Source organism: Streptomyces sp. NPDC031474, from assembly GCF_055581185.1.
This window is the reverse complement of the sequence record NZ_JBVIJX010000010.1, coordinates 401552-423632: the sequence shown is the minus strand read 5'-3', so window position 1 is coordinate 423632 and position 22081 is coordinate 401552. Positions and strand designations below refer to the sequence as shown.

Annotated in this window: 24 protein-coding genes, 1 tRNA gene and 1 pseudogene; 12 read left to right on the top strand and 14 right to left on the bottom strand. The window is 72.2% G+C overall.

Annotated elements, in window-relative coordinates; genetic code table 11:
- The first annotated feature begins 47 nt into the window (after positions 1–47).
- The 5 genes from ACZ5SK_RS23395 to murJ all read left to right on the top strand — a co-directional run bounded on the left by ACZ5SK_RS23395 (position 48) and on the right by murJ (position 5324).
- A complete protein-coding gene (locus ACZ5SK_RS23395) occupies positions 48–1451 on the top strand; it encodes a glutamine synthetase family protein (protein WP_334575153.1) in 1404 nt (467 codons plus the stop codon).
- Position 1452: 1 nt separating this feature from the next.
- Entirely contained in the window at positions 1453–2589 is a 1137-nt protein-coding gene (locus ACZ5SK_RS23390; RefSeq protein WP_468576556.1) for an amidohydrolase family protein, read from the top strand.
- Positions 2590–2604: 15 nt separating this feature from the next.
- The gene (locus ACZ5SK_RS23385; RefSeq protein WP_099935456.1) at positions 2605–3144 is read left to right on the top strand and encodes an NUDIX hydrolase family protein; all 540 of its coding nucleotides are present in this window, start codon (positions 2605–2607) and stop codon (positions 3142–3144) included.
- A 5-nt stretch (positions 3145–3149) separates the two neighbouring features.
- On the top strand, positions 3150–3566 hold the full coding sequence (locus tag ACZ5SK_RS23380) for a hypothetical protein (protein ID WP_079658210.1): 417 nt from the start codon (positions 3150–3152) through the stop codon (positions 3564–3566).
- Between the two features lie 114 nt (positions 3567–3680).
- Positions 3681–5324 carry a murein biosynthesis integral membrane protein MurJ gene (murJ, locus tag ACZ5SK_RS23375; protein ID WP_334575156.1) on the top strand — a complete coding sequence of 548 codons (1644 nt, stop codon included), beginning with the start codon at positions 3681–3683 and terminating at the stop codon, positions 5322–5324.
- A gap of 103 nt (positions 5325–5427) precedes the next feature.
- Here the strand turns inward: murJ and ACZ5SK_RS23370 are convergent, their stop codons facing one another.
- Complete coding sequence (locus ACZ5SK_RS23370; RefSeq protein WP_079658212.1) at positions 5428–5613, bottom strand: hypothetical protein; 186 nt, start codon at positions 5611–5613, stop codon at positions 5428–5430.
- A complete protein-coding gene (locus ACZ5SK_RS23365; RefSeq protein ID WP_468156026.1) occupies positions 5610–6815 on the bottom strand; it encodes a site-2 protease family protein in 1206 nt (401 codons plus the stop codon). The genes ACZ5SK_RS23370 and ACZ5SK_RS23365 overlap by 4 nt, the downstream gene beginning before the upstream one ends.
- 161 nt (positions 6816–6976) lie before the next feature.
- On the opposite strand from ACZ5SK_RS23365, the gene ACZ5SK_RS23360 reads away from it, so the two are divergent.
- The 4 genes from ACZ5SK_RS23360 to ACZ5SK_RS23345 all read left to right on the top strand — a co-directional run bounded on the left by ACZ5SK_RS23360 (position 6977) and on the right by ACZ5SK_RS23345 (position 9744).
- Complete coding sequence (locus ACZ5SK_RS23360; protein ID WP_334575160.1) at positions 6977–7273, top strand: hypothetical protein; 297 nt, start codon at positions 6977–6979, stop codon at positions 7271–7273.
- Between the two features lie 11 nt (positions 7274–7284).
- Positions 7285–7566 carry a hypothetical protein gene (locus ACZ5SK_RS23355; RefSeq protein WP_334575161.1) on the top strand — a complete coding sequence of 94 codons (282 nt, stop codon included), beginning with the start codon at positions 7285–7287 and terminating at the stop codon, positions 7564–7566.
- Positions 7567–7987: 421 nt separating this feature from the next.
- The gene (locus tag ACZ5SK_RS23350; protein WP_361702047.1) at positions 7988–8416 is read left to right on the top strand and encodes a VOC family protein; all 429 of its coding nucleotides are present in this window, start codon (positions 7988–7990) and stop codon (positions 8414–8416) included.
- Between the two features lie 329 nt (positions 8417–8745).
- Positions 8746–9744, top strand: a complete 999-nt coding sequence (locus ACZ5SK_RS23345) for a substrate-binding domain-containing protein (RefSeq protein ID WP_334575162.1) — start codon at positions 8746–8748, stop codon at positions 9742–9744.
- A gap of 167 nt (positions 9745–9911) precedes the next feature.
- On the opposite strand, the gene ACZ5SK_RS23340 is transcribed toward ACZ5SK_RS23345, so the two are convergent.
- The 7 genes and pseudogenes from ACZ5SK_RS23340 to tdh all read right to left on the bottom strand — a co-directional run bounded on the left by ACZ5SK_RS23340 (position 9912) and on the right by tdh (position 14920).
- Positions 9912–9985: transfer RNA gene (locus tag ACZ5SK_RS23340), tRNA-Pro, on the bottom strand.
- A gap of 108 nt (positions 9986–10093) precedes the next feature.
- Positions 10094–10453, bottom strand: a complete 360-nt coding sequence (locus ACZ5SK_RS23335) for an MmcQ/YjbR family DNA-binding protein (RefSeq protein ID WP_334575164.1) — start codon at positions 10451–10453, stop codon at positions 10094–10096.
- A gap of 30 nt (positions 10454–10483) precedes the next feature.
- Positions 10484–11005 carry a GNAT family N-acetyltransferase gene (locus ACZ5SK_RS23330; protein WP_334575165.1) on the bottom strand — a complete coding sequence of 174 codons (522 nt, stop codon included), beginning with the start codon at positions 11003–11005 and terminating at the stop codon, positions 10484–10486.
- The gene (locus ACZ5SK_RS23325; protein ID WP_334575166.1) at positions 11002–11586 is read right to left on the bottom strand and encodes a helix-turn-helix domain-containing protein; all 585 of its coding nucleotides are present in this window, start codon (positions 11584–11586) and stop codon (positions 11002–11004) included. The genes ACZ5SK_RS23330 and ACZ5SK_RS23325 overlap by 4 nt, the downstream gene beginning before the upstream one ends.
- 61 nt (positions 11587–11647) lie before the next feature.
- Complete coding sequence (locus tag ACZ5SK_RS23320) at positions 11648–12550, bottom strand: LysR family transcriptional regulator (RefSeq protein WP_334575168.1); 903 nt, start codon at positions 12548–12550, stop codon at positions 11648–11650.
- A gap of 49 nt (positions 12551–12599) precedes the next feature.
- Complete coding sequence (locus ACZ5SK_RS23315) at positions 12600–13793, bottom strand: glycine C-acetyltransferase (protein WP_334575170.1); 1194 nt, start codon at positions 13791–13793, stop codon at positions 12600–12602.
- A gap of 99 nt (positions 13794–13892) precedes the next feature.
- A pseudogene (tdh, locus tag ACZ5SK_RS23310) lies at positions 13893–14920 on the bottom strand (L-threonine 3-dehydrogenase).
- A gap of 343 nt (positions 14921–15263) precedes the next feature.
- On the opposite strand from tdh, the gene ACZ5SK_RS23305 reads away from it, so the two are divergent.
- Entirely contained in the window at positions 15264–15869 is a 606-nt protein-coding gene (locus ACZ5SK_RS23305; RefSeq protein ID WP_334575172.1) for a GOLPH3/VPS74 family protein, read from the top strand.
- Positions 15870–15885: 16 nt separating this feature from the next.
- On the opposite strand, the gene ACZ5SK_RS23300 is transcribed toward ACZ5SK_RS23305, so the two are convergent.
- The 5 genes from ACZ5SK_RS23300 to ACZ5SK_RS23280 all read right to left on the bottom strand — a co-directional run bounded on the left by ACZ5SK_RS23300 (position 15886) and on the right by ACZ5SK_RS23280 (position 20762).
- Positions 15886–16458, bottom strand: a complete 573-nt coding sequence (locus ACZ5SK_RS23300; RefSeq protein WP_334575173.1) for a GAF domain-containing protein — start codon at positions 16456–16458, stop codon at positions 15886–15888.
- Positions 16459–16518: 60 nt separating this feature from the next.
- On the bottom strand, positions 16519–17238 hold the full coding sequence (locus ACZ5SK_RS23295; protein ID WP_457494040.1) for a GTP-binding protein: 720 nt from the start codon (positions 17236–17238) through the stop codon (positions 16519–16521).
- Positions 17216–17587 carry a DUF742 domain-containing protein gene (locus ACZ5SK_RS23290; protein WP_334575176.1) on the bottom strand — a complete coding sequence of 124 codons (372 nt, stop codon included), beginning with the start codon at positions 17585–17587 and terminating at the stop codon, positions 17216–17218. The genes ACZ5SK_RS23295 and ACZ5SK_RS23290 overlap by 23 nt, the downstream gene beginning before the upstream one ends.
- A 2-nt stretch (positions 17588–17589) precedes the next feature.
- Positions 17590–18024 (bottom strand): roadblock/LC7 domain-containing protein, encoded by a 435-nt coding sequence (locus ACZ5SK_RS23285; RefSeq protein ID WP_334575178.1) that lies wholly within the window; start codon positions 18022–18024, stop codon positions 17590–17592.
- A 95-nt stretch (positions 18025–18119) separates the two neighbouring features.
- Positions 18120–20762, bottom strand: a complete 2643-nt coding sequence (locus tag ACZ5SK_RS23280) for a sensor histidine kinase (protein WP_468576554.1) — start codon at positions 20760–20762, stop codon at positions 18120–18122.
- A 695-nt stretch (positions 20763–21457) separates the two neighbouring features.
- On the opposite strand from ACZ5SK_RS23280, the gene ACZ5SK_RS23275 reads away from it, so the two are divergent.
- A complete protein-coding gene (locus tag ACZ5SK_RS23275) occupies positions 21458–21655 on the top strand; it encodes a helix-turn-helix domain-containing protein (protein WP_334575181.1) in 198 nt (65 codons plus the stop codon).
- A gap of 243 nt (positions 21656–21898) precedes the next feature.
- The gene (locus ACZ5SK_RS23270; protein ID WP_334575182.1) at positions 21899–22063 is read left to right on the top strand and encodes a hypothetical protein; all 165 of its coding nucleotides are present in this window, start codon (positions 21899–21901) and stop codon (positions 22061–22063) included.
- The last annotated feature ends 18 nt before the right edge of the window (positions 22064–22081 follow it).

The window sequence follows — 22081 nt, the reverse complement described above, 5'->3', positions numbered from 1 at the left end:
GTGTCGGCCGTGTGGGCCGTGCCGGACGCATCGATCGTGGAGGACGTATGACCACCCTTGCCGATCCCGTCCCCGGCGGACGCCCGGGAGACGTCGAGCGGGCGAGCGCGCTCGGCGGCGAACTGTCCGGCGCGGGCGTGCAGGGAGTCGTCCTGGCCTATGTCGACACGGCGGGCGTCGCCCGGGTGAAGACGATCCCGACGGCCCGGCTGGCCTCGGCGGCGGCCTGGGGCGTCGGGATGTCCCCGGTGTTCGACACGTTCCTGGCGAACGACCACATCGTCGCCACCGACGTGCTGGGCTCCCCGGACGGCGATCTGCGCCTGTACCCGGACCTCGACGGGCTCGTGGTGCTGGCGGGGCAGCCCGGCTGGGCGTGGGCGCCGGTCGACCGCGTCACGCAGGACGGCGAGCGGCACCCGGGCTGCTCGCGCACCTTCCTGCGCCGCGTCGTCGCGGACGCGGCCCGCGCCCACGGTCTGGCCTTCAAGGCGGCCGTCGAGATCGAGTGGGCGGTCGGCCTGGACTCGGCGCCCGCCGGGGAGTTCGTCCCGGCGACGTCCGGGCCCGCGTACGGCGCGACCCGGCAGGTCGAGCTGAGCGCGTACACCGCCGATCTGCTGGCCGCGTGCGCGGCGCAGGGCGTGGACGTCGACCAGGTGCATCCCGAGTACGCGCCCGGCCAGTTCGAGATCTCCGTCGGCGCCCTGGACCCGGTGGCGGCGGCCGACCGCAGCGTCCTCGTCCGCCAGACGATCCGCGCGGTGGCGCAGCGGCACGGCCTGCGGGTCTCCTTCTCCCCTGCGGTCCTCGCGCAGGGCGTCGGCAACGGCGGGCACGTCCACCTGTCGGCCTGGCGCGACGGCACGAACCTGCACGCGGGCGGCGACCGGCGGTACGGCATGACGGCCGACGCGGAGGCGTTCGCGGCCGGCGTGCTGGCCCGCCTCCCGGCCCTCACCGCGGTGACCGCGCCGAGCCCGGCGAGCTATCTGCGCCTCAAACCCTCCCAGTGGGCCGGGGTGTTCACCGCCTGGGGTCTGGAGACCCGCGAGTGCGCGGTGCGTGTGGTGCGGGGCACGGCGGGGCGGCGCGCGGAGCAGGCGAACCTGGAGGTCAAGCCGGTCGACCTGGCCGCCAACCCGTATCTCGCCCTGGGCGCTGTGATCGCCGCCGGACTGGACGGGCTCACGTCGGGCGCCGTCCTTCCCGAGGAGACAGCCGGTGATCCGGTGCGGCTCGGCGCGGACGAGGCCGCCGCCCGGGGCGTACGCCGGCTGCCGACCTCGCTCGGCGAGGCGCTCGCCGCGTTCCGCGCGGACGAGGTGCTGCGGGCGGCGCTCGGCCCGGTCCTCGCCGACGCGGTGAGCGCCGTACGGCAGGGCGAGATCGACGCCGTCGACGGGCTCGACGACGAGCGGGTGGCCGCCGCGTACCGCTGGAGATACTGAGATGCCCGGCGGACCGGTCCACGAGGCGCTCGCCGGGCTGGAGTTGGTGGACCACCACTGCCACGGCGTCGTCACCGGCCCCCTGGACCGGCCGGGCTTCGAGGCCCTGCTCACCGAGGGCGCCCCATGGCCCGGCGTCTCGACCTTCGACACCTCGGCGGGTGTGGCCGTACGCCGCCACTGCGCGCCCCTGCTCGGCCTGGAGCGGCACGCACCGGCCGACGTCTATCTGGCCCGCCGCGCCGAACTGGGTCCGCAGGAGGTGAACCGGCGGTTCCTCGCCGCGGCCCGGACCGGCGTGTTCTGCGTCGACACCGGGTTCGCCCCGCACCGCATCACGTCGCCCGCCGAACTGGCCGCGGCCGCCGGCGGGGCGGTCGCCCACGAGGTCGTACGGCTGGAGTCCGTCGCGGAGGCGGTGGCCGCGCGGGGCGTCGAGGCCGGCGGGTACGCCGACGCGTTCCGGGCGGCGGCGCTGGACGCGGTACGGCGGCCGGGGGTGGTCGCGGTGAAGTCGGTGGCCGCGTACCGCACGGGCTTCGACCTCGACCCCGCGCGGCCCTCGGACGCCGACGTCACCCGGGCCGCGCGGCGCTGGCTGGCGCACGGCGGACGGCTGGCCGACCCGGTGCTGGTCCGGCATCTGCTGTGGACCGCCGTCGACCTGGGGCTGCCGCTGCAACTGCACACCGGCTTCGGTGACGACGACATCCGGCTGCACCGGGTGGATCCGACGCGTCTCACGGACTGGCTGCACCTGACGGCGGGCACGATCCCGGTGCTGCTCCTGCACTGCTGGCCCTACCAGCGGCAGGCCGGCTATCTGGCCGCGGTGTTCGAGCAGGTGTACCTGGATGTGGGGCTCACCCTGCACCATGTGGGTCCGCCGCGGGCGCGGGCCATCCTGGAGGAGGCGTTGGAGATCACACCGTTCCGCAAACTGCTGTACAGCTCCGACGCTTATGGTGTGGCGGAGTTCTATGCGCTCGGCGCGCTGGCGTTCCGCCGGGGACTGGGGGATCTGCTCCAGGACCGGGTGGACGCCGACGAGCTGGGCCTGCCCGACGCGCTGCGCCTGGCGCGCTGGGCCGGAGCGGACAATGCCCGCCGGGTCTACCGGCTTCCCGACGGACACTGAAAGTATGATCAAGCAATGTCTGACTTGACCGAAACCACGCCGGGTTGGCTGAGCTCCGACGAGCTCGAGATGGCGCGCGCCCGTATGCCGATCCTGTACGTCGAGGCCGTGCCCGTGCGCGTCGACGAGAGCGGCGAAGTCACCAGCATCGGCCTGCTGCTGCGGATCGGCCCGGACGGCAACGTCAGCCGCACCCTGGTCTCCGGCCGGGTCCTGCACCACGAGCGCGTCCGGGATGCCCTGCTGCGCCACCTGGAGAAGGACCTCGGCCCGGTGGCCCTGCCCCGGGTGCCGACCTCTCTGCAGCCGTTCACGGTGGCCGAGTACTTCCCCACGCAGGGTGTCACCCCGTACCACGACCCCCGTCAGCACGCGGTGTCGCTGGCCTACATCGTGCCGGTGACCGGCGACTGCCGCCCCCGGCAGGACGCCCTGGACCTGGTGTGGTTCGACCCGCAGGAGGCCGCCTCGCCCGCGGTGCAGAGCGAGATGCCGGGCGGGCACGGGTTCCTGCTGCGGCAGGCCCTGGCCCACGTCGGCCTCTCGGCGTCCTGAGCGGCATGGTTCCGGCTCAGCGAGCACTGGTCGGGGCCGCGCGGAGCCGCCCCTGCACCCTGGTGGTGTGCAGGGGCTGCTGCTGCGGTGACGCGGGCAAGCACCCCGGCTTCGACCACGACTGGCAGCTGGAGCGGCTGCGTGCCGCCGCGGCCGCTTCGGGCGGCGGCTTCGCGGTCCGTACGACGGACTGCCTCGGCCCCTGCGACCAGGCCAACGTCATCGTCGTCCAGCCCTCGGCCACCGGCCGCCGGGCCGGCGGCCGGGCCACCTGGGTCGGCTTCGCCATGGACGACGACGGCACGGAGGAGATCCTGGCGTGGGCGGCGGCGGGCGGCCCGGGCGTCGCGCCGCCCCCCGTGGCGCTGGAGCTGCAGTTCATCGATCCGCCGAGGGACGCCCGGGTCCGCAGCCGCCGCTAAGGGCTGTCCCGTAATCCATCGCGCGCCCGCCAGGGATTACGGGACAGCCCTTAGCAACTGCCCGTCAGGCAGGGCGAATTGGGCGCACGGATCTTGATGCCGTACGTTGACCCGATGGGGGCGACGACACAACAGCGGGTCGAGAAACGTTCCGGCGGGGCGGCACGCTCGTCGGTGCTGATGGCGCTGGGCACGGTGGTGTCGAGGGCGACCGGGCTGATCCGGACGGTTCTGCAGGGCGCCGCGCTGGGCACCGGTCTGCTGGCCAGTACGTACAACACGGCGAACACCGTCCCGACCAGCCTGTACACGCTGCTCATCGGCGGCGCGCTGAACGCCGTGCTGGTGCCGCAGCTGGTGCGGGCGAGGGCCACCCACGCGGACGGCGGGCGGGCGTACGAGCAGCGGCTCGTCACCCTGGTCGTGTCCGTCCTCGCCGTGGGGACGGCGCTGGCGGTGTGGGCGGCCCCGCAGATCGTCGCGGTGTACATGCGCGACACCCCGGACCAGCACGAGGCGTACCGGCTCACCGTGGTCTTCGCCCGCTTCCTGCTCCCGCAGATCTTCTTCTACGGCCTGTTCAACATCTACGGCCAAGTCCTCAACGCCCGCGAGCGGTTCGGGGCGATGATGTGGACGCCGGTCCTCAACAACGCCGTCCTGCTGGGCATGTTCGGCGCCTACCTCGGTCTGATGACGGTGCCGCATCGGGTGGCGGACGTCACCGACGCACAGGTCCGGCTGCTGGGCCTCGGGACGACCGCCGGCATCGCGGTGCAGGCGCTCGCGCTGGTCCCGTTCGCGCGGGCCGCCGGGTTCCGCTTCCGGCCGCGGTTCGACTGGCGCGGCTCGGGCCTGGGTTCCGGTGTGCACGCCGCCAAGTGGACGCTGCTGCTCGTGCTGACGAACCTCGTCTCGCTGACGGTGGTCACCAACTACGCCAACGCGGTCGACCAGAAGCTGCCGGACGCCGGCGCGGGCTACTCGGCGTACATGTACGCGCAGACCATCTGGATGCTGCCGCAGTCGGTGGTCACCGTCTCGCTGGTGACGGCGCTGCTGCCGCGCATGAGCCGCGCCGTGGCGGAGGGGAGGGTCGCGGACGTGCGCGCGGATCTCTCGCGCGGGCTGCGGGTGAGCGGGGTCGTGATCGTCCCGGCCGCGTTCCTGTTCCTGGCCCTCGGTCCGCGGATCGCGACCCTGTTGTTCGCGCACGGCGCGGCCGATGCCGCCTCCGCGCAGCCGCTCGGGCACATGCTCCAGGCGTTCGGGCTCGGCCTGATCCCGTTCTCCGCGCAGTACGTCCTCCTGCGCGGCTTCTACGCCTTCGAGGACACCCGCACCCCGTTCTTCATGGCGGTGTGGATCGCCGCGGTGAACATCGCCCTGGCCACCGCCTGCCATCTGCTGCTGCCCGACCGCTGGGCGGTGACCGGCATGGCCGGGGCGTACACCGTGTCGTACGTGGCGGGGCTGGTCCTCACCGCGCGGCTGCTGCGCAGGCGCACGGGCGGCCGGCTGGACGACGGGGCGCTACGCCGCACGTACACCAAGCTGCTGGCCGCGGCGGCCCTCGCCGCCACCGCGGGCTGGGCGGCCGACCGGGTCTGCGCGGCCCGGCTCGGCGACGGAACCCTGCCCACCGCGACCGCCCTCACGGCCGGCGTCCTCACCCTCGGCCTGGTCTACCTCGCCCTGGCGCGGCTGACGAAGGTCGACGAGCTGCGGGGGCTGAAAGGCGTGCGCGGTCCGCGATGACGACCGGCTCGGGCTCGTCCGTCTCGGTGAGCCAAGCCCTCCGGGGTGGCACGGCGAATCCACCGGATACCGGGCAGACTCACTGCGCGGCCGGCTCAGGGTTTCAACGGCGGTCACGCGGTCCGGGTTCGTCGGTCCGCTCGCCCTCCGCCTGGGACGGCTCGGTTCTGGGGACGTCCGGGTGCTGTTCCACGGCCGAACGCTCGGCCGGTTCGTCGCGCTCGCCCTCGGCCTGGGAAGGTGTGTGCGAGTACAGCCAGCGGTCGTAGTCCGAGGCTCCGGTCTTCACGGCAGGCCTCCCTTGGTCGCTCTCCTCCCATAGTCCTCCTGGGGGCGCGGCGGGGCCAGAGCGGCGGGGAGGGGGGCACCGCAGGTCATCCCTGTGGTGGGCCGCCGGGAGAGCCGTTCGATGTCGTGGCCGGTGACGATCCCGCAGAGCCGGCCGGCGTCCAGGACCAGGATGGGCAGCCCGCCCCCGGCGCCGATACGCTCCAGGACGGCGGTCAGCAGCTCGTCCGGTGCGGCGAGGGTGCACCGCGACAGCGGGGTCGCCGCGTCCCGTACCCGGACCTCCTCCCGCCGCCCGGACGGTACGGCAGCCAGCCTGCGCAGCTGCACGACACCGCTGGGGCGGCCCTCGAAGTCCACCAACGCCAGCACCGAATGCCCCGCCCGAGCAGCGACGTCGGCCAGGAAACGGTCCACGGTCAGCCAGTCGGGACCGGCCACGGCCGGGCTGGTCATCGCCTCCGCCACCCGCACGCCGCGCAGGGCCGTGGCCAGCTGGGCCCACCGTCGTTCGGCCGCGGCGACGCCCGCCACGAACAGGCCGACCAGCATCAGCCACAATCCGCCCGGCACTCCCCTGACGAACACCAGCCAGCCCAGCACGGCCAGTACCACGCCGACGAACTGTCCGCTGCGCCCTGCCGCCCGCTGGGCCCGTTCACGGTCTCCCGTACGCCACCACCAGGCGGCCTGGAGCACCCGGCCGCCGTCCAGCGGCGCGGCCGGCAACAGGTTGAACACGCCCAGCAGCAGGTTCATGGTGCCCAGCCAGCCCAGTACGGCGACCGGTATCCGCCACCCCAGCACCGCGTGGACGCCCACCGCGGCCCCGACGGCGGCCCCGCCGAGCAGCAGGCTGGCGAGCGGTCCGCTGACGGCGACCGTGAACGCCGCCCGCGCCGTCGTCGGCCGGTCCATCCGGGTCATGCCGCCGAGCGCCCACAACGTCATGTCCCGCACGGAGATCCCGGATCTGCGGGCCACGAGCGCATGCGCCGCCTCATGCACCACCAGGCTCACCAGCAACAGCAGAGCCCCGACCACTCCGGCGGCCGCATACGCCACGGGCGCCCGTCCGGGCGCGTACGCGGGCAGCGTCCGGGCGGCCAGGTCGTAGGCGAGCAGAAGCATGATCAACGGCACGCTCCAGTGCGCCCGCAGTACCACTCCGCGCACGCTCCCGATCCGGGTCGCAGCCTTCATCGCCCTCACCACCGACAGGGCACACGCAGCGCGCCGCCCGATCGCGCTCCGGGCTCTCGCTTCCATGGTCCGCCCGCTACCGCGCAGGCGGAAGCGGTCATCGGCACCTACGGTGGTCTGGCAGGGCAGGAAGCCCGAACGGACACCGAGGAGGAGCCGCGATGGATGAGCAGTTCGTCTGGGTGACTGCGCGCCGCCTCAGGCCGGGCACGTCGCAGGAGTTCGAGAGGGCATGGCGCCCCTCCCCCTACCCCCAGGGTCTGCGGCGCGCCTTCGCCTACTGGTCCGAGGACGGGCAGGAGATCACCGGGGTGTCGTTCTGGGACTCGAAAGAGGTCTGCGACGCCTGGCGGACGTCCGAGCCGGAAGCGCAGCGACGTGCGGCGATGGCCCCGTACGTCGTCGAGGAGCGGGAAAGCTTCTACCGCGGCCGTGAACTCGCCGTCCCGCAGCGTTAGCCGGTCGGGGCATGAGCGAGATCGTCGTCGTGTACGAGCTCGACAAGCCGGCCGCCAGGGGCTCCTCCCCGGGGGCGGCGGCCGCTGAGGCGCTGCCCGTCCGCAGAGTGCACGCGGCGCCCTCCGTACCGGGGGCGCCCACGGCGACGGGACCACGAACCCTCTGTGGAAAGGACACCTTCGCCATGGAGAAGGCCCGCCGGCAGCCCTCCGAGCACCCCACGGCGACCTGGTATCCCCCGGAGTACACGTCCGTGGTCTGCTCCGACTGCGATGCCGTGATCAACACCTGACGACCTGACGACGTGGCCGGGCCCGCCTCGAGGGACCGGCGTGGCGCGATTCGGTTCCGCCGGGGGTGGTGGGCACGGCAAAGCCTTCGCACGGCGGTCAGGCTCGCGCGAAGGCTCCGAGGGCAAAAACAGTCCCCGGTAGTGCTGCGCGTGTCTTGAGGCCTCAGTCGTCACTGTTGCCTCGGTGTCGCGCCGGCTTGCCGGGGGCCTGAACCACATCCTGTCCAAGACACTCCGCCGACTAGACGTCCTCATCGACTTTGTGGCTCTTCCGGTGTTGCGGTCTAATAGCCATATTCCACAGAAAATGTAACAAGTCAATAGATTTTGGAAAATTCTTCCATATCCAGTGGGTGAGGGTGGTGGCGGACGGATTCGCCTCGGCAGATGAGCGGCAGTGTCCGCCTGCTACGGTGCGCCGATGCCGGCGATCAAGAAGTTCCAAGTCACCTTTGACTGCGCAGAACCTGAGCGTCTCGCTCGCTTCTGGTGCCAGGTGTTGGGGTACGTCATACCGCCGCCACCGGAGGGGTTTGCCACTTGGGACGATTTCAAGCGTTCGCAGCCACCTGAGCAGCGGGATTCATGGTTCGCCTGCATAGATCCCTCAGGTGTTGGCCCGCGACTGTACTTCCAGCGCGTTCCCGAGGGGAAGGCCGTCAAGAACCGGGTGCATCTTGATGTGCGGGTCGGCACCGGACTCGTGGGTAGGGAGCGCCTCGCCGCACTTGAGGCCGAATGCGCGCGGCTCCTCCCTCTCGGTGCGGTCCACGTGCAAACGCTGTATGACGGCAACGATGCGTGCATCCCGATGCTGGACATCGAGGGCAACGAGTTCTGTATCGACTGAGCGCTTAGGGGACGGTTGTGCTCCTCTTTCCGGTCCGGGAGTTTTTGGCGCCGGACTCTTCCCAGCCGCGGGAGTCGTGGTCCGCCGCGCTTCGGCCGGGTCCAGCCCGGGGCCTGTTTCCTCAGCCGGAAGGTGTGCTCCAGGTCGAACCTGCGTCCGTCGAATGCCCAGGTGAGCGACCTGGTTCGCACGATGAAATGCCGGAGCGAGCGAAGGTCTCACCTCACGCACGCTACCCGTGCGGTATCGGACGTTCCCGACGGGTCTTGGACAGCGGACACCGCGACGTCCAACGATGGAAGCAGCAGAGCCGACGAGGAGGAGTATTCATGGCCACCCCTGCCCTCACGGTCGGGTGCTTCCCGTACGACACGACGCGGGCGCTGTTCGACGGGACCGTAAGCACCGACGGCATCGACGTCACGATGAAAACCGCAGCGACCCTGCCGGAGCTCTTCGACCGGCTGATCCGCGGAGACGAGTTCGACGTCGCCGAGCTCGGTCTCACGTTCTACATGCGCTTGCTGGAGACCGGACTGCCGTTCGTAGCGTTGCCCATCTTCCCGAACCGCGTGTTCCGTCACTCGTGCATCTTTGTCAACGTCCACAGCGGGATCACGGAACCGAGCGATCTCGCGGGCAGGACCATCGGCGAGTTCGGCGTCTACGGTCAGGACTCGGGCGTGTGGGCCAAAGGGATCCTGATGGACGAGTACGGATTCAAACCCGAGGAGAGCCGTTGGGTGATCGGCGGCCTCGAGCACCCCGCGCCCCCCTTCGACTTCATCCCCCATCCGCACCCGGCCGAAGTCGACGTGCGCGTCGCGCCCGAGGGAAAGACACTGAGCACGATGCTCGACGCAGGTGAGATCGACGCGCTGTTCTCGGCGAATGTCCCACAGTGCGTGCTCGACGGATCCCCGAACGTCTCGCGGCTGTTCCCCGACTTCGAGCCGCTGGAACGCGACTACTACCGGCGAACCGGCATTTTCCCGATGATGCACACCATCGTCATCCGGCGGGAATTGCTGCGGGACCATCCTGGACTCGCGCACGGCGTCTTTGGCGCCTTCTCCCGGGCGAAGGACGCCGCTGCCGAACGCTACCGGCAAAGCCGCAGGCTCTACCAGGTCCAGACCATGATTCCGTGGATGAACGCCCTGGTGGATCGCAACGGTGAAGAGTTCCCTGAAGACTGGTGGCCCTACGGCATCGCGGCCAACCGCACCGCCCTCGACACCTGCCTGCGCTATCACCACCAGCAGGGCCTGACCAGCCGGCAGTGGAGGATCGAAGACGTCTTCGCCGCGGAATCGCTCGATACGTAGCCGCCGTCTCCTGGAACCCGAGCCCCGCCAGGCCAAAGCCCGTGAGCTGGAACGATCGCCTGCCGCGACAGTTCCCGAGCCACCCATGCCGTTCCGCAGTCCCCAAGAATGATCAAGGGCCGGTTCGGATTCCTCCGAAACCGGCCCTGACCTGCGACTCGTACGAGTCGGGACGACAGGATTTGAACCTGCGACCCCTTGACCCCCAGTCAAGTGCGCTACCAAGCTGCGCCACGTCCCGTTGCCCGTCTGACCTGGGGTTTCCCGTGGCCGAACGCGCATGGAAACAATACCGCACTCGGGTCGATGGTCGCGCACCCGTTTCTCCCGCCCCGGCCGCCGGTACGCCTCACTCCCCTTCGGGCATCCCCAGATCCGGATACGCGTCCAGCAGGCGTTGCGGGGCCGCCTGCCGCCAGGAGTCGGCGAGGATGTCCCGCAACTCGTTCTCGTCCTCGAGGGCGGCCAGCCGGGCGCGCACCCAGGCGAACTGGGCCTCGTGGTCGGCGATCCAGAACTTCCGGGGCTCGGCGAGCACCAGTTCGGCGCGCTCCTCCTTGGGGCAGCGCACGGCGAGGGAGGTCTCCTCCTCGGGCAGCGTGGCGAACATCTTGCCCGCGACCCGGAAGGTGGGCATGCTCCAGGCGATCTTCTCCGTGGTGTCCGGCAGGGACAGAGCGATACGGCGTACGTCTTCGGCGTCCGGCATGCTTCGCACCGTAGCGGCTGCCCCTGACAGTCACCCGACGGCGACGTGTTTGTAGTAGAGGGTGGTGGGGCGGAGGACCCCGGCCGGGTCGGCGGCGTAGTCGGGGATCACGCCGGCCCTGGTCCAGCCGGCGGTGCGGTAGAGGTGTTCGGCGGGGCTGTCGGTCTCGGTGTCCAGGTGGAGCAGGGTGACGCCGGCCGCGGCGGCGGCCTCCTCGGCGGTGGTCAGGAGGGCGCGGCCGAGGCCCTTTCCGCGGGCGTCCGGGTGGACCATCAGCTTGACGAGTTCGGCGCGGTGGCGGCTGTTGGGCTTGTCGGGGAAGGCCAGGCTGACGGTGCCGAGGACACGGCCGCCGTCCCGGGCCGTCCAGACCGCGAGCCGTCCGGCAGCCACGCCCTGCGCGCGCTCCTGCCACCAGGCGAGGGCCTCGGTCCGGTCGAGCGGACGGAAGAAGCCGACCGAGGCGCCGCCGTCCACCGTGGCGATCAGCAGGTCGGCCAACTCCTCTGCCTGGTCGAGGAGTCGAGGTGCGTCGAGGCGGGTGGCGGTCACGGCAGCACCACCGCCAGCACGTAGCGCACGCTGTCGGGTCCTGAGCACCGGAACCGCGTCGGCCCCCACACGCGCAGCCGCAGGCAGTCGCCGGCGTCGAGGTGGTGTTCGACGTCCTGGGCCGTCACGTCGAGCTCCCCTTCGAGGACCCAGATGTGCTGTTCCAGTCCGGGTACGGGCGGCCGGTCGTACGCGATGTCGGCGCCCGGCCGCAGCCGTCCCTCGACGAGTTCGCCGCGCAGTCCGGGGTGCGGCGGCGAGACGGACCGCCGTACGAAACCGGAGGTCCGGTCCTGCCACACCTGCTGGTCGGCCGCCCTGACCAGCAGTGCGGGCTCCGCCTCGATCTCGCTGAGCAGTTGGGACATGGTCCGTCCGTACACGCCGCACAGGCGGTTGAGGAGCGAGGCCGTGGGGCTGGTCTCGGCGCGTTCGGCCCGGGAGAGGGTCGACCGGCTCACCCCGCTGCGCTCGGCCAACTCCCCCAGGGACCAGCCGCGTTCGGCCCGCAGCTCGGCCAGCCGGGCGCCGAGCCGCGCGTCGACAGGATCCGGGGCGACCCCGGCGTCATCGGGTTTCATATACAGGAAGTTATCCCATATATGAAACAGCCAGGTTACGGGGGGGCAGTCAGGTTGCCGGTCAGGTCCGGGACACCTCTTCCAACGCGTCCAGCACCGGGCGGATCAACGGATGCTCCTCCGCGCCCCGCCGTACGGCCGCGAAGACCCGGCGGGTGGGCGCCACCCCGTCGACGGGCCGTACGACCACTGCGGTCAGGTCCATGCCGCGCAGCGCCGAGCGGGGCACCAGGGCGACACCCGCGCCGGCCGACGCCAGAGCCACCACCGCGCGGAAGTCATCGGAGGAGTGTTCGAGGTGGGGCTGGAAGCCGGCGTTCTCGCAGGCCAGGACGACCACCTCGTGGCAGGGATTGCCGGGGTACGGGCCGATCCACGCGTCCTTGGCCAGCTCCGCGAGGGGAACCTCGGCGGCGTCGGCCAGACGGTGGGCGACCGGGAACACCGCGTCGAAGGGCTCGGCGTACAGCGGGACATGGGTCAGCCGCGGATCGTCGGCGGGCGGGGCCCCTCGGTACTCGACCGCGACCGCGACGTCCACCTGCCGGTCGAGCACCATCGGCAGACTGGCGTCACCCTCGGCGTCCTGGACACGGATCCGTATCCCCGGGGCGGCGCCCGCGAGGCGGGCCACGGCGGGCGCGACGACCTGGGCGATGCCGGTCGCGAAGGCGGCCACCGTGACCGTGCCGGCCGCGCCCGAGCGGTACGCGGCGAGTTCCGCCTCGGCCCGCTCCAGCTGGGCCAGGACGGCGTTGGTGTGGCCGAGCAGGATCTCGCCGGCCGGGGTGAGCCGTACGCCCTTGGCGCCGCGCTCGACCAGGCGGTGGCCGGTCTCCTGCTCCAGGGCCGTCAGCTGCTGGGAGACCGCCGACGGGGTGAGGTACAGCGCGGCGGCAGCCGCGGTCACCGTGCGGTGGTCGGCCACCGCACGGAGGATGTGGAGCCGCCGCGCTTCGATCATGGGATCGATTATCGCAATATGTCCGTGCCGCCCGGTCCGCCCGGCCCGGTCAGCCCGCCAGTTCCGCCCGCGCCGCGACGAAGGCGTCCACAGCCCGGTTCACGTCCGTCGTGGAATGCGCCGCGGACAGCTGGACGCGGATGCGGGCCCGGTCCTGCGGGACGACCGGGTAGGAGAAGCCGATCACGTACACCCCGCGCTCCAGCAGCAGCTCGGCCATCCGGCTCGCCTGCGCCGCGTCCCCGATCATCACGGGGGCGATCGCGTGGTCGCCGGGGAGGATGTCGAAGCCCTCCTCCGTCATCCGGCGGCGGAACAGAGCGGTGTTCGACGCCAGCTTCTCCCGCAGGTCCCCGGCCGACTCCAGCAGGTCCAGGACCTTCAGGGAGGCGGCGGCGATGACCGGGGCGAGGGTGTTGGAGAAGAGGTACGGGCGGGAGCGCTGGCGCAGCAGCGCCACGATCTCGGCGCGGGCGGCCACGTAACCGCCGGACGCACCCCCGAGCGCCTTGCCCAGCGTGCCGGTGATGATGTCGACGCGGTCCATCACACCGTGCAGCTCGGGGGTGCCGCGGCCGCCGGGGCCGACGAAGCCGACGGCGTGCGAGTCGTCGACCATGACCATCGCGTCGTAGCGGTCGGCGAGGTCGCAGATCTCGGCGAGGGGCGCCACATAGCCGTCCATGGAGAACACGCCGTCGGTGACGATCAGCCGGCGGCGCGCGTCGGACGCGTCCTTCAACTGCCGTTCCAGGTCCGTCAGATCACGGTTGGCGTAGCGGAAGCGGCGGGCCTTGGACAGACGGATGCCGTCGATGATGGAGGCGTGGTTGAGGGCGTCGGAGATCACCGCGTCCTCGGGGCCGAGCAGGGTCTCGAAGACACCGCCGTTGGCGTCGAAGCAGGAGGAGTACAGGATCGTGTCCTCCTGGCCGAGGAAGGCCGACAGCCGGGACTCCAGCTCCTTGTGCACCTCCTGGGTGCCGCAGATGAAGCGCACGGACGCCATGCCGTAGCCCCAGCGGTCGAGGGCCTCGTGGGCGGCGGCGATCACCTCGGGGTGGTCGGCGAGGCCGAGGTAGTTGTTGGCGCAGAAGTTGAGGACCTCGCCGGGCCGCCCGCCCGCGATGACGTTGACGGTCGCGGACTGCGGGCTGCCGATGACCCGCTCCGGCTTGTGCAGACCGGCGGCGCGGATCTCGTCGAGGGCGGCGCGCAGGTCGTCGCGCACGGAGTCGAACATCTCAAAGCTCCTAGAAAGGCAGAGGACTTACGCAGCTGACTTACGCAGATGACTTACGCGTAGGGCTGGTGCGGCCGGCTGGTGCGGCCGGCTTGCGGCCTACGCGGTCCAGTCGAGGATGACCTTGCCGCCACGGCCGCTCGCCGCGTCGGCGAAGGCCGCCTCGAAGTCGCGGTAGCCGTACCGGCCGGTGATCACGGGGGCGAGGTCGAGTCCGCCCTCCAGGAGAACCGACATCGCGTACCAGGTCTCGAACATCTCACGGCCGTAGATGCCCTTGATGGTGATCATCGAGGTGACGATCCGGGCCCAGTCGACCGGGAACTCGGCGGCCGGCAGCCCGAGCATCGCGATCCGGCCGCCGTGGGTCATGTTGGCGATCATCTCGCGCATCGCCTCGGGCCGGCCGGACATCTCCAGGCCGATGTCGAATCCCTCGCGCAGCCCCAACTGCCGCTGCCCGTCGGCGATCTGTGACTCCGTCACGTTCAGCGCCAGACTCACGCCGATCTTGCGGGCCAGCTCCAGCCGCTCCTCGCTGACGTCGGTGACGACGACGTTGCGGGCGCCGGCGTGCCGGGCGACGGCGGCGGCCATCAGCCCGATCGGTCCGGCGCCGGTGATCAGCACGTCCTCGCCGACCAGCGGGAAGGACAGGGCGGTGTGCACGGCGTTGCCGAACGGGTCGAAGATCGCCGCCACGTCGAGGTCGACGGGGACGCGGTGCACCCAGACATTGGCGGCGGGCAGGGCCACGTACTCCGCGAAGGCGCCGTCCCGCCCGACGCCCAGGCCCACGGTGGCCCGGCACAGATGGCGGCGCCCGGCGAGACAGTTGCGGCACTTGCCGCAGACGAGGTGCCCCTCGCCGCTGACCCGGTCCCCCACCTGGACGTCGACGACGTCACGGCCCGTCCCGACGACCTCGCCGACGAACTCGTGCCCGAGCACCAGCGGGGTGCGGATCGCCTGCTGCGCCCAGCCGTCCCAGACCGGATGTGCAGATCGGTGCCGCAGATGCCGGTGCGCAGCACCTTGATCAGTACGTCACCGGGCCCGACGGCGGGCTCCGGGACGTCCGCGAGCCACAGCCCGGGCTCCGCCTTCTCCTTGACCAGCGCCTTCAACGCAACGGCTCCTGTGGTGAGGGCCCGGGCGCGGGCAGGCCGAAGGGCCCCGCAGCCGGGAAGACGTATGGATTCGCCCAGCAATCTGCCGCACTCAGCCCTCCCGGGTCCATCGAGCTTTTCTTAAGCGTCGCCACAGCTCTGCTTCACACGGGTGGCCCGCCGCCCTGGACCCGCCGCCCTTGACCCACTGCCCTGGCCCCGCGTCCCTTGCCTCTCTTCCCGCACAGCACGCCTCTTCCCGCACAGCACGCCTCTTCCCGCACAGCACGCCGGGGACGCCGGGGCATGTCACCCTGGATGACGACCCTCACGAGGCCGGCCCACCGACGGAGAGCCCCTGATGACCACAGCACGGGACCTGATGATCGTCGCGATGGACGTGACGCCCCTGCGCCCCGTCGGGCAGGGCGATCTGTCGCTCGCCCTCGCGGGCGCCGAGGCGATCGACCTGATCACGGCCGAAGGGCTCGCCCTCGACGGCGACCTGCTCGTGCCCCGCCTGCCGCCGGCGGCGGACGATCCCCTCCTGGACGAGGCCGCGTCCGCGCTCGTGCGGGCGTCGCCGTACGAGTCGGTCGAGGACTGGCTGTGGCGCCGCGGCCGCGGCCTCGCCTCGGCCTACGGCAACCGGCTGGAGGCGGACGGGCTGATCGGCCGGCCACGACGCCACTGGCTCTCCGTCCGGTCCGCGGGGGCGGAGCCGGTGGAGTCACCGGCCCGTCGCGAGGCAACCGAGCGCTGGGAGGCGGGGGAACCGGTCCTCGCCGCGCTGGCCGCCGCCGTCGGTCTGCGCGAGGAACCGGCCGACGGCTTCCCGGACCTCCCCGGCGAGGCGGTCGTGACGGTGGTGGCGGCGGTCGGCGACGCGGTGGCGGAACTCGAGGCCGTACGGCAACGGCGCACCATCGAGGACGCGGCCTTCGACAACATCTGGCGGGCCCCCTGACGTGCGTACGCCTCCCTCACGGCGTGTGGGGGCCGTCGGCCTCCCGCCGTCGCAGCTGTCCGGCGAGGTCGGCGGCCGTCGACTTGATGGTCTCCAGGCCGGCCTTCCCCCACGGCCGGGGCGCGAGGTCGGCGACGCAGACCGTGCCCAGCACCATGCCGGTCGAGTCGATGAGCGGGGCGCCGAGATAGGAGCGGATGCCGTACTCGTCGACCATCGGGTTGCCCGCGAAGCGCGGGTAGTCGCCCACGTCCTCCAGGACCAGCGCCTTGCGCCGGACGACGACGTGCGGGCAGTAGCCGTAGTCGCGGGGCAGTTGGCGGCCCACCTCGGGCTTGCCGCCACGGGCCGCCCGGCCGCCGGCCGGGGTGTGCAGCCCGGCGAAGAACTGCCGTTCCTCGTCAGGGAAGTTGACCATGGCGTACGGCGCTCCGGTCACCTCGGCGAGGCGGTCCGCGAACGCGTCCAGGGCGGGCTCCGGCCGTCTCCCGAGGCCGAGTCGGCGCAGCCTCCGGGCGCGGGCGGGGGCTTCCTTGTCCTGCGGGGTGAGCAGCAGACGACCGGCCGGGCGCGGCGGGTCGTAGCTCATGGCCGGGCTCCGTCGCTGGGGACGTAGGTCATATGGGCTCCGGGGCGTTGGGTGCGGGCGTCACATGTGGGCGCCGCGGCTCGGCTGGGGTGCGGCCGGTGCGTGGGCGATGAGGTGTTTGACGAGGGTGAGCAGGGTCTGGACGCCGGAGGCGGAGATACGGGCGTCGCAGCGCACGACGGGGATGCCGGGGTCCAGGTCGATGGCGGCGCGCACCTCGTCGGGGGCGTAGCGGTGGGAGCCGTCGAACTCGTTGATGGCGACGATGAAGGCGAGCCCGCGTTCCTCGAAGAAGTCGACGGCCGCGAAGCACTCCTCCAGGCGGCGGGTGTCGGCGAGGATGACCGCGCCGAGTGCGCCCTCGCACAGCTCGTCCCACATGAACCAGAACCGCTCCTGGCCGGGTGTGCCGAACAGATAGAGGACGTGCTGCGGGTCGAGCGTGATACGGCCGAAGTCCATGGCGACGGTCGTCTCGACCTTGTTCTCGATGCCGTCGAGGTTGTCGGTCGCGGCACCCACCGTGGTGAGCAGTTCCTCCGTGCTGAGCGGCGCGATCTCGCTGACGGCGCCGACGAAGGTCGTCTTGCCGACCCCGAACCCGCCCGCGATCAGGATCTTCAGGGCGGTGGGAAAGGGGTCGGGGCTGCTTTCGCGCGCTCCGTGGTCGTCGTGGGCGTGGTCCGAGCCGTATGCGCCGTGCTTGCGGTGCTCGCCGTGGTTGCGGTGCTCGCCGTAGGTGCGGTGCTCGTCGCGCTCAGAGCTGTCGTCGTAGTCCATCGAGCACTGCCTCCAGTAGGGCCCGGTCGGTGGGGGTGTGGTGGAACTCGGGGGGTTTGGTGGTCAGCGCCCCGCAGTCGAGGAGGTCCGACAGCAGCACCTTGGTGACCGCCGCCGGCAGCTTCAGATGGGCCGCGATCTCGGCGACCGACACGGGGGCCCGGGTCAGATGGAGCGCGGTCGCGTGTTCCGGGCCGAGATAGCCGAGGGGGGTCGCCCCGGTGGCCATCACCTGCGACATGAGATCGAGGGCGACGCTGGGCCTGGTCCGGCCGTTGCTGACCGTGAACGGGCGCACCAGCCGTCCGGCCGCGTCGTCGAGCCAGGGCCCGTCGCCGGCCGCAGCCACGCTCAAGGCCCCATCACCGACGGTTCGACGGCGTGCTGCCGGGGTGCGGTCGTCAGATACGGCCGGACGCTCTTGACGAGCATCGCCATCTCGTAGCCGAGCACGGCCGCGTCGGCCTCCCGGCCGGCGAGCACGGCGAGGCACGTGCCCGAGCCGGCGGTGGTGACGAACAGCAGGGTCGCGTCGAGTTCGACGACGACCTGCCGTACGTCCCCGCCGTCGCCGAAGCGGACGCCGGCGCTGCGGCCGAGGGAGTACAGGCCGGAGGCCAGGGCGGCCATGTGATCGGCGCTGTCGGGGTCGAGGCCGTGCACCGACTTCACGAGCCCGTCGCAGGAGAGCAGCACCGCGCTCGTGGTGTGCGGTACGCGCTGCACGAGGCCGCTCATCAGCCAGTCGAGATCGGATACATGGCCGGTCGGCGCATCGCTCGCCATGGCGGATCGACTCCTTGGGGTACGAAGGTCTGCGGAAGCGCGGGGGGTGACTGTGGGGGTGGGGGTGACTGTGGGGGTGGCTGTGCTGAGAGTGCTCATCCGGCTGGTGTGCTCCCGTCGTGCCGGGCGGTGGATTGTTCGGTACCGGGCAGGTCGAGCCCGTCATGCGCGCCGTACGCCTCGGCTATGCGGGGCGGGGCGTGGTCCGAGGCCGGGTGCGGGGTCGGGGGCAGGGCGTCCGACGGGTGCGACCGCGGGTACGGCGGCTGTCCCGGGACGTCCGCCTCCAGGCTCTGCTGGGCCTCGGCCAGGCCGATGCCCCGCTGGAAGGCCGCCATCAGACCGGGGTCGTGGCCGACGGGCTGCTCGGCGTCCTGGCGTGGGGCCGGGCCGCCGCGCAGTTGGGGCACGATGTGCTCCTGGGCGCGACGGCGGGGCAGTTGGGGCTTGCCCATGGTGCCGCGCACGGCGCCGACGCGAGGGGTGGGCGCGATGCCCGCGTGCTCCTCGACGACGGGCCGGTCGGCCTGCCGGATGCCGGGCACGGCCTCGGCGGGGTTGGCCCGCGTCTGGCGGGCGCCGCGGACGGGCAGGGGCGCGGGTCGGCTTCCGCTCCCGCGCGGCGTGTCCGGCCGGCCCGAGTCGGTGGGCGCCTCCGCAGGACCCCCGGCGGAAACGGACCGCCCCTGCGGGACCACGGCCGCACGACCGGTGCCCGAGGCGCCGTCCGGCGCGGCGTACGTCATCTGCGCCCGCCCCGAACCCGACGTCCGCCCCCCGCCCGAGTCGCCGGTCACCGCGGAACCCTCGCCCCACACCGCCCCGGCCAACGACCCGCCGCCGACACCGGCCCCCCGCGCCGAGCCCGACGCCTCACTCCTGCCAACAGCACCCTCCACCCGAGCCGAGCCCGAGGCCCCACTCCGATCGACGGCACCCTGCACCTGAGCCGAGGCCCGGGCCTCTGCCTGGTCGACAGCACCCTGCGCCTGGTCAGAGCCTGAGGGGCGCGCCGCGTCGAGGGCGCCCGGCACCTCAGCCAAGCCCGAGGACCGGCCCGCTTCGCGAGCACCCCGACCTCGGGCCGAGTCCTGCGGTCGGCTCACGTCGCGCGCATTTCGCCCCTGAGCCGAAGCCTGCGGTCGGCTCACGTCACCGACACCGGCGCCCGGGGGCCGACCTGCATCCGCCAACCGGCCTGCGTCACCAGCGCCCTGGGGCTGACCCGGACCCGCCAACTGGCCCACGTCAGCAGTACCCGGGACCGCGGGCGAGCCCAAGGAACGGCCCGCATCGCCAGGGCCAGGGGGCTGAACCGGACGCGGAGGCCGACTCGCGTCGCCGGCGGCCGGAACCCGGGCCAGGCCGCGCGCCGCACCCGTATTGCCGGGGTTTTGGAGCCGAGTTGAGTCCTGTGGGCGGGGGTGGGGGGCGGGTGGCAGCGGGGGCCGGGGGGCTGCGGACGGGGCGAGGGGGAGGCCTGCGCCGTCGGTGTCCGGGGCCTCGGCTGCGGTCCCGGGGGCGACGGAGGCCGGGCCCAGTAGGGCCTGGGGGACGACGAGGACGGCTTGGACGCCGCCGTAGATGTTGTTCTGCAGGCGGACCCTGATGCCGTGCCGTCGGGCGAGTTGGGAGACGACGAAGAGGCCGATGCGGCCGTCGGCCAGCAGACGGCCGACGTTGACCTGGTCGGGGTCGGCGAGCAGGGCGTTCATCCGGGCCTGCTCCTCGACGGGCATGCCGAGGCCGCGGTCCTCGACCTCGACGGCGAGCCCGGAGGTGACGAGGTTGGCACGCAGCAGCACCTGGGTGTGCGGGGCGGAGAACACCGTGGCGTTCTCGACGAGCTCGGCCAGGAGGTGGATGACGTCGGCGACGGCGTGGCCGCGCAGTTCGCCGTCGATGGGCGGGACGAGTTTGACCCGCGAGTACTGCTCGACCTCGGCGATGGCGGAGCGCAGCACCTCGGTCATGGAGACGGGGTTGCTCCACTGCCGCCGGGAGACGGCCCCGCCGAGGACGGCGAGGTTCTCGGCGTGGCGGCGGATGCGGGTGGCGAGGTGGTCGACGTGGAAGAGGCCCTTGAGCAGGTCGGGGTCCTCGATCTCGTTCTCCAGCTCGTCGAGGATCGAGATCTCGCGGTGCACCAGGGACTGAAGGCGCCGCGCGAGGTTGACGAAGACCTCCAGTTTCTGTTCGCTCCCGGCCTGGCTGGACAGCTGGGAGGCCTGCACGACGGCGGTGACAGCGCCGTCGTGGGCGCGGGAAAGATCTGCGGCGAGCAGTTCGAAGTCGTCGGCGTCGGGGCCGGGCGGGCCGCCGCGCGAGGTGCGCTGCGGCGGGACCTCGCCGCGGCGCAGCGCCTCCATGACGGCGCGCAGCTCGGCCTCGCCGCGCGCGCTGCCCCGGCGCAGGGCCACGATGCGGTCGCTGACGGAGCGGGCGGCACGGTCGGCGGCCACGGCGGCGATCACGATGCCGACGCCGGTCACCGCGACCGCGCCGGCCAGCACCGCCCACAGCGTCGCGCCGGGCCTGACGCCGGTGGAGCGCACGGTGAACAGGACGACCGCGCAGGCGCTGAGGGCGACCGCGGTCGGGGGGAGTACGGCGAGCCGCAGCAACTGGGGCCGTATGTGTGTCTCGGCCGGCGCTGGTGCGGTGCGGGCGACCGGCCGCCCGTGCCGCCCGCCCTCGCGGCGGTCTGCGCGGGCGGCGGGTGCGCGGAGGTGAGACATCGGTGTCCTCGTGCTGGTCCGTCGAGCCTGGCTGTCGGTCGGGAGAGCCAAGAATTCGGCCCGGTGTCGCCCGACGGCCACTCACAGTAGTCGGCAACACATCATGTGCGGTGGGCAGTTGACAAAGTCTCACGGGGAGCGTCCTGCTCTGGTATGAGGCTTCGTACGGGAGACCGATAAATCCACGAGATCCGGGACGCGATCAGGAAAGAAGTCGATCAGAGCTGGTCAGAGGTGATCTCAACGGAGCGGCGCGGGCCGGGGAGTCCTCCTCCGCCGACCCGCGCCGCCGAACCTTCTGTCGCCCCGACCGGCCCGCCGGAACGACCCCGGGCGGACCCTTCGCCTCAGACCGAACCCCACGGAATGTTACGCACCGTATCGGTCGTGGCCTTGGCTTCCGAACCGTTCTCGTACCGGCTGCCGCCGCCGCTGCGGCCGCTGCCGCTGCTGCTGCCGCGTAGCGTCCGCCCGGGGGCCGGGGCTCCGGGGCGTCCCCGCCGGGCTGGGACCCGGTTGCTCGCCCGCGCCCGTCGGGACGCGGACCCTGGCGAAGGCGAGGACCGCGGCGACGGCCCCGGGCACGGCCGCCACGACGAAGACCACGTTCGCGAAGGGCGCCGGCGCGAGCAGCCGCCGATTGGCAGAATTCCGGGCCAGGCGCCGCCGGTGAGCGAGAAGGGCACGATGGGGCGGTGTCCCCGAGCAATGCGCCGAGCGGCCGCGTCGGCCGGCCGCCCGTGACCTCCCCTACTCAGACCCTGAGCGCGGCCCGTCGGCTCATCGACCGGGACGGCTGGGAGAAACTGACCATCCGTCGGCCGGCCGCCGGGATCGGGGCCACCATCCTGTACCACCACGTACAGGTCAAGGAGGACCTGCGTTCCTCCTGATCCAGGAGTACGCGGACCAGAGTCCGCACCCCGGGCTGCCCGACGATCCGCGGGACCGGATCGTCGCGGCCCTCACCGCGGTCCACGACGCCCTCGCGGACTGGCCGTGGGCCGCGGAGGTCCTCACGGCCGACGGGTTCCTGGTCCGACTCGGCGACTCGGCCCTGTGGTGGGTCGAGACGATCGTGGCCGGGGCCATCGATCACGGATGCACGCAGCGAACGTCCCGCCGACCGCGACGCTTTGTCCGGCATCCTCAACGCCTCGCAGGTGCCGCGCCTGGCCGCACTCGGCGACCAGTGGTCGACGCCGGCCTCGTGGGACGACTGTCCGCAGGGGCTGCGGGCCTTCGTCGACGGACTGCCGGCACAGGCCACGGCGTCGACGCCATCGTCCCGAGGTCGCTGATCGCCGGGCTTCGGGCGT

Bases quoted from the DNA above. Each gene is read 5' to 3' on its own strand.
- murJ (WP_334575156.1), top strand. From the start codon at position 3,681: ATGGGGGCGACGACACAACAGCGGGTCGAGAAACGTTCCGGCGGGGCG.
- ACZ5SK_RS23360 (WP_334575160.1), top strand. From the start codon at position 6,977: ATGGATGAGCAGTTCGTCTGGGTGACTGCGCGCCGCCTCAGGCCGGGC.
- ACZ5SK_RS23355 (WP_334575161.1), top strand. From the start codon at position 7,285: ATGAGCGAGATCGTCGTCGTGTACGAGCTCGACAAGCCGGCCGCCAGG.
- ACZ5SK_RS23320 (WP_334575168.1), bottom strand. From the start codon at position 12,550: ATGATCGAAGCGCGGCGGCTCCACATCCTCCGTGCGGTGGCCGACCAC.
- ACZ5SK_RS23365 (WP_468156026.1), bottom strand. From the start codon at position 6,815: ATGAAGGCTGCGACCCGGATCGGGAGCGTGCGCGGAGTGGTACTGCGG.
- ACZ5SK_RS23280 (WP_468576554.1), bottom strand. From the start codon at position 20,762: ATGTCTCACCTCCGCGCACCCGCCGCCCGCGCAGACCGCCGCGAGGGC.
- ACZ5SK_RS23325 (WP_334575166.1), bottom strand. From the start codon at position 11,586: ATGAAACCCGATGACGCCGGGGTCGCCCCGGATCCTGTCGACGCGCGG.
- ACZ5SK_RS23300 (WP_334575173.1), bottom strand. From the start codon at position 16,458: ATGAGCTACGACCCGCCGCGCCCGGCCGGTCGTCTGCTGCTCACCCCG.
- ACZ5SK_RS23385 (WP_099935456.1), top strand. From the start codon at position 2,605: ATGTCTGACTTGACCGAAACCACGCCGGGTTGGCTGAGCTCCGACGAG.
- ACZ5SK_RS23315 (WP_334575170.1), bottom strand. From the start codon at position 13,793: ATGTTCGACTCCGTGCGCGACGACCTGCGCGCCGCCCTCGACGAGATC.
- ACZ5SK_RS23380 (WP_079658210.1), top strand. From the start codon at position 3,150: ATGGTTCCGGCTCAGCGAGCACTGGTCGGGGCCGCGCGGAGCCGCCCC.
- ACZ5SK_RS23285 (WP_334575178.1), bottom strand. From the start codon at position 18,024: ATGGCGAGCGATGCGCCGACCGGCCATGTATCCGATCTCGACTGGCTG.
- ACZ5SK_RS23395 (WP_334575153.1), top strand. From the start codon at position 48: ATGACCACCCTTGCCGATCCCGTCCCCGGCGGACGCCCGGGAGACGTC.
- ACZ5SK_RS23345 (WP_334575162.1), top strand. From the start codon at position 8,746: ATGGCCACCCCTGCCCTCACGGTCGGGTGCTTCCCGTACGACACGACG.
- ACZ5SK_RS23350 (WP_361702047.1), top strand. From the start codon at position 7,988: ATGCCGGCGATCAAGAAGTTCCAAGTCACCTTTGACTGCGCAGAACCT.
- ACZ5SK_RS23295 (WP_457494040.1), bottom strand. From the start codon at position 17,238: ATGGACTACGACGACAGCTCTGAGCGCGACGAGCACCGCACCTACGGC.
- ACZ5SK_RS23335 (WP_334575164.1), bottom strand. From the start codon at position 10,453: ATGCCGGACGCCGAAGACGTACGCCGTATCGCTCTGTCCCTGCCGGAC.
- ACZ5SK_RS23305 (WP_334575172.1), top strand. From the start codon at position 15,264: ATGACCACAGCACGGGACCTGATGATCGTCGCGATGGACGTGACGCCC.
- ACZ5SK_RS23390 (WP_468576556.1), top strand. From the start codon at position 1,453: ATGCCCGGCGGACCGGTCCACGAGGCGCTCGCCGGGCTGGAGTTGGTG.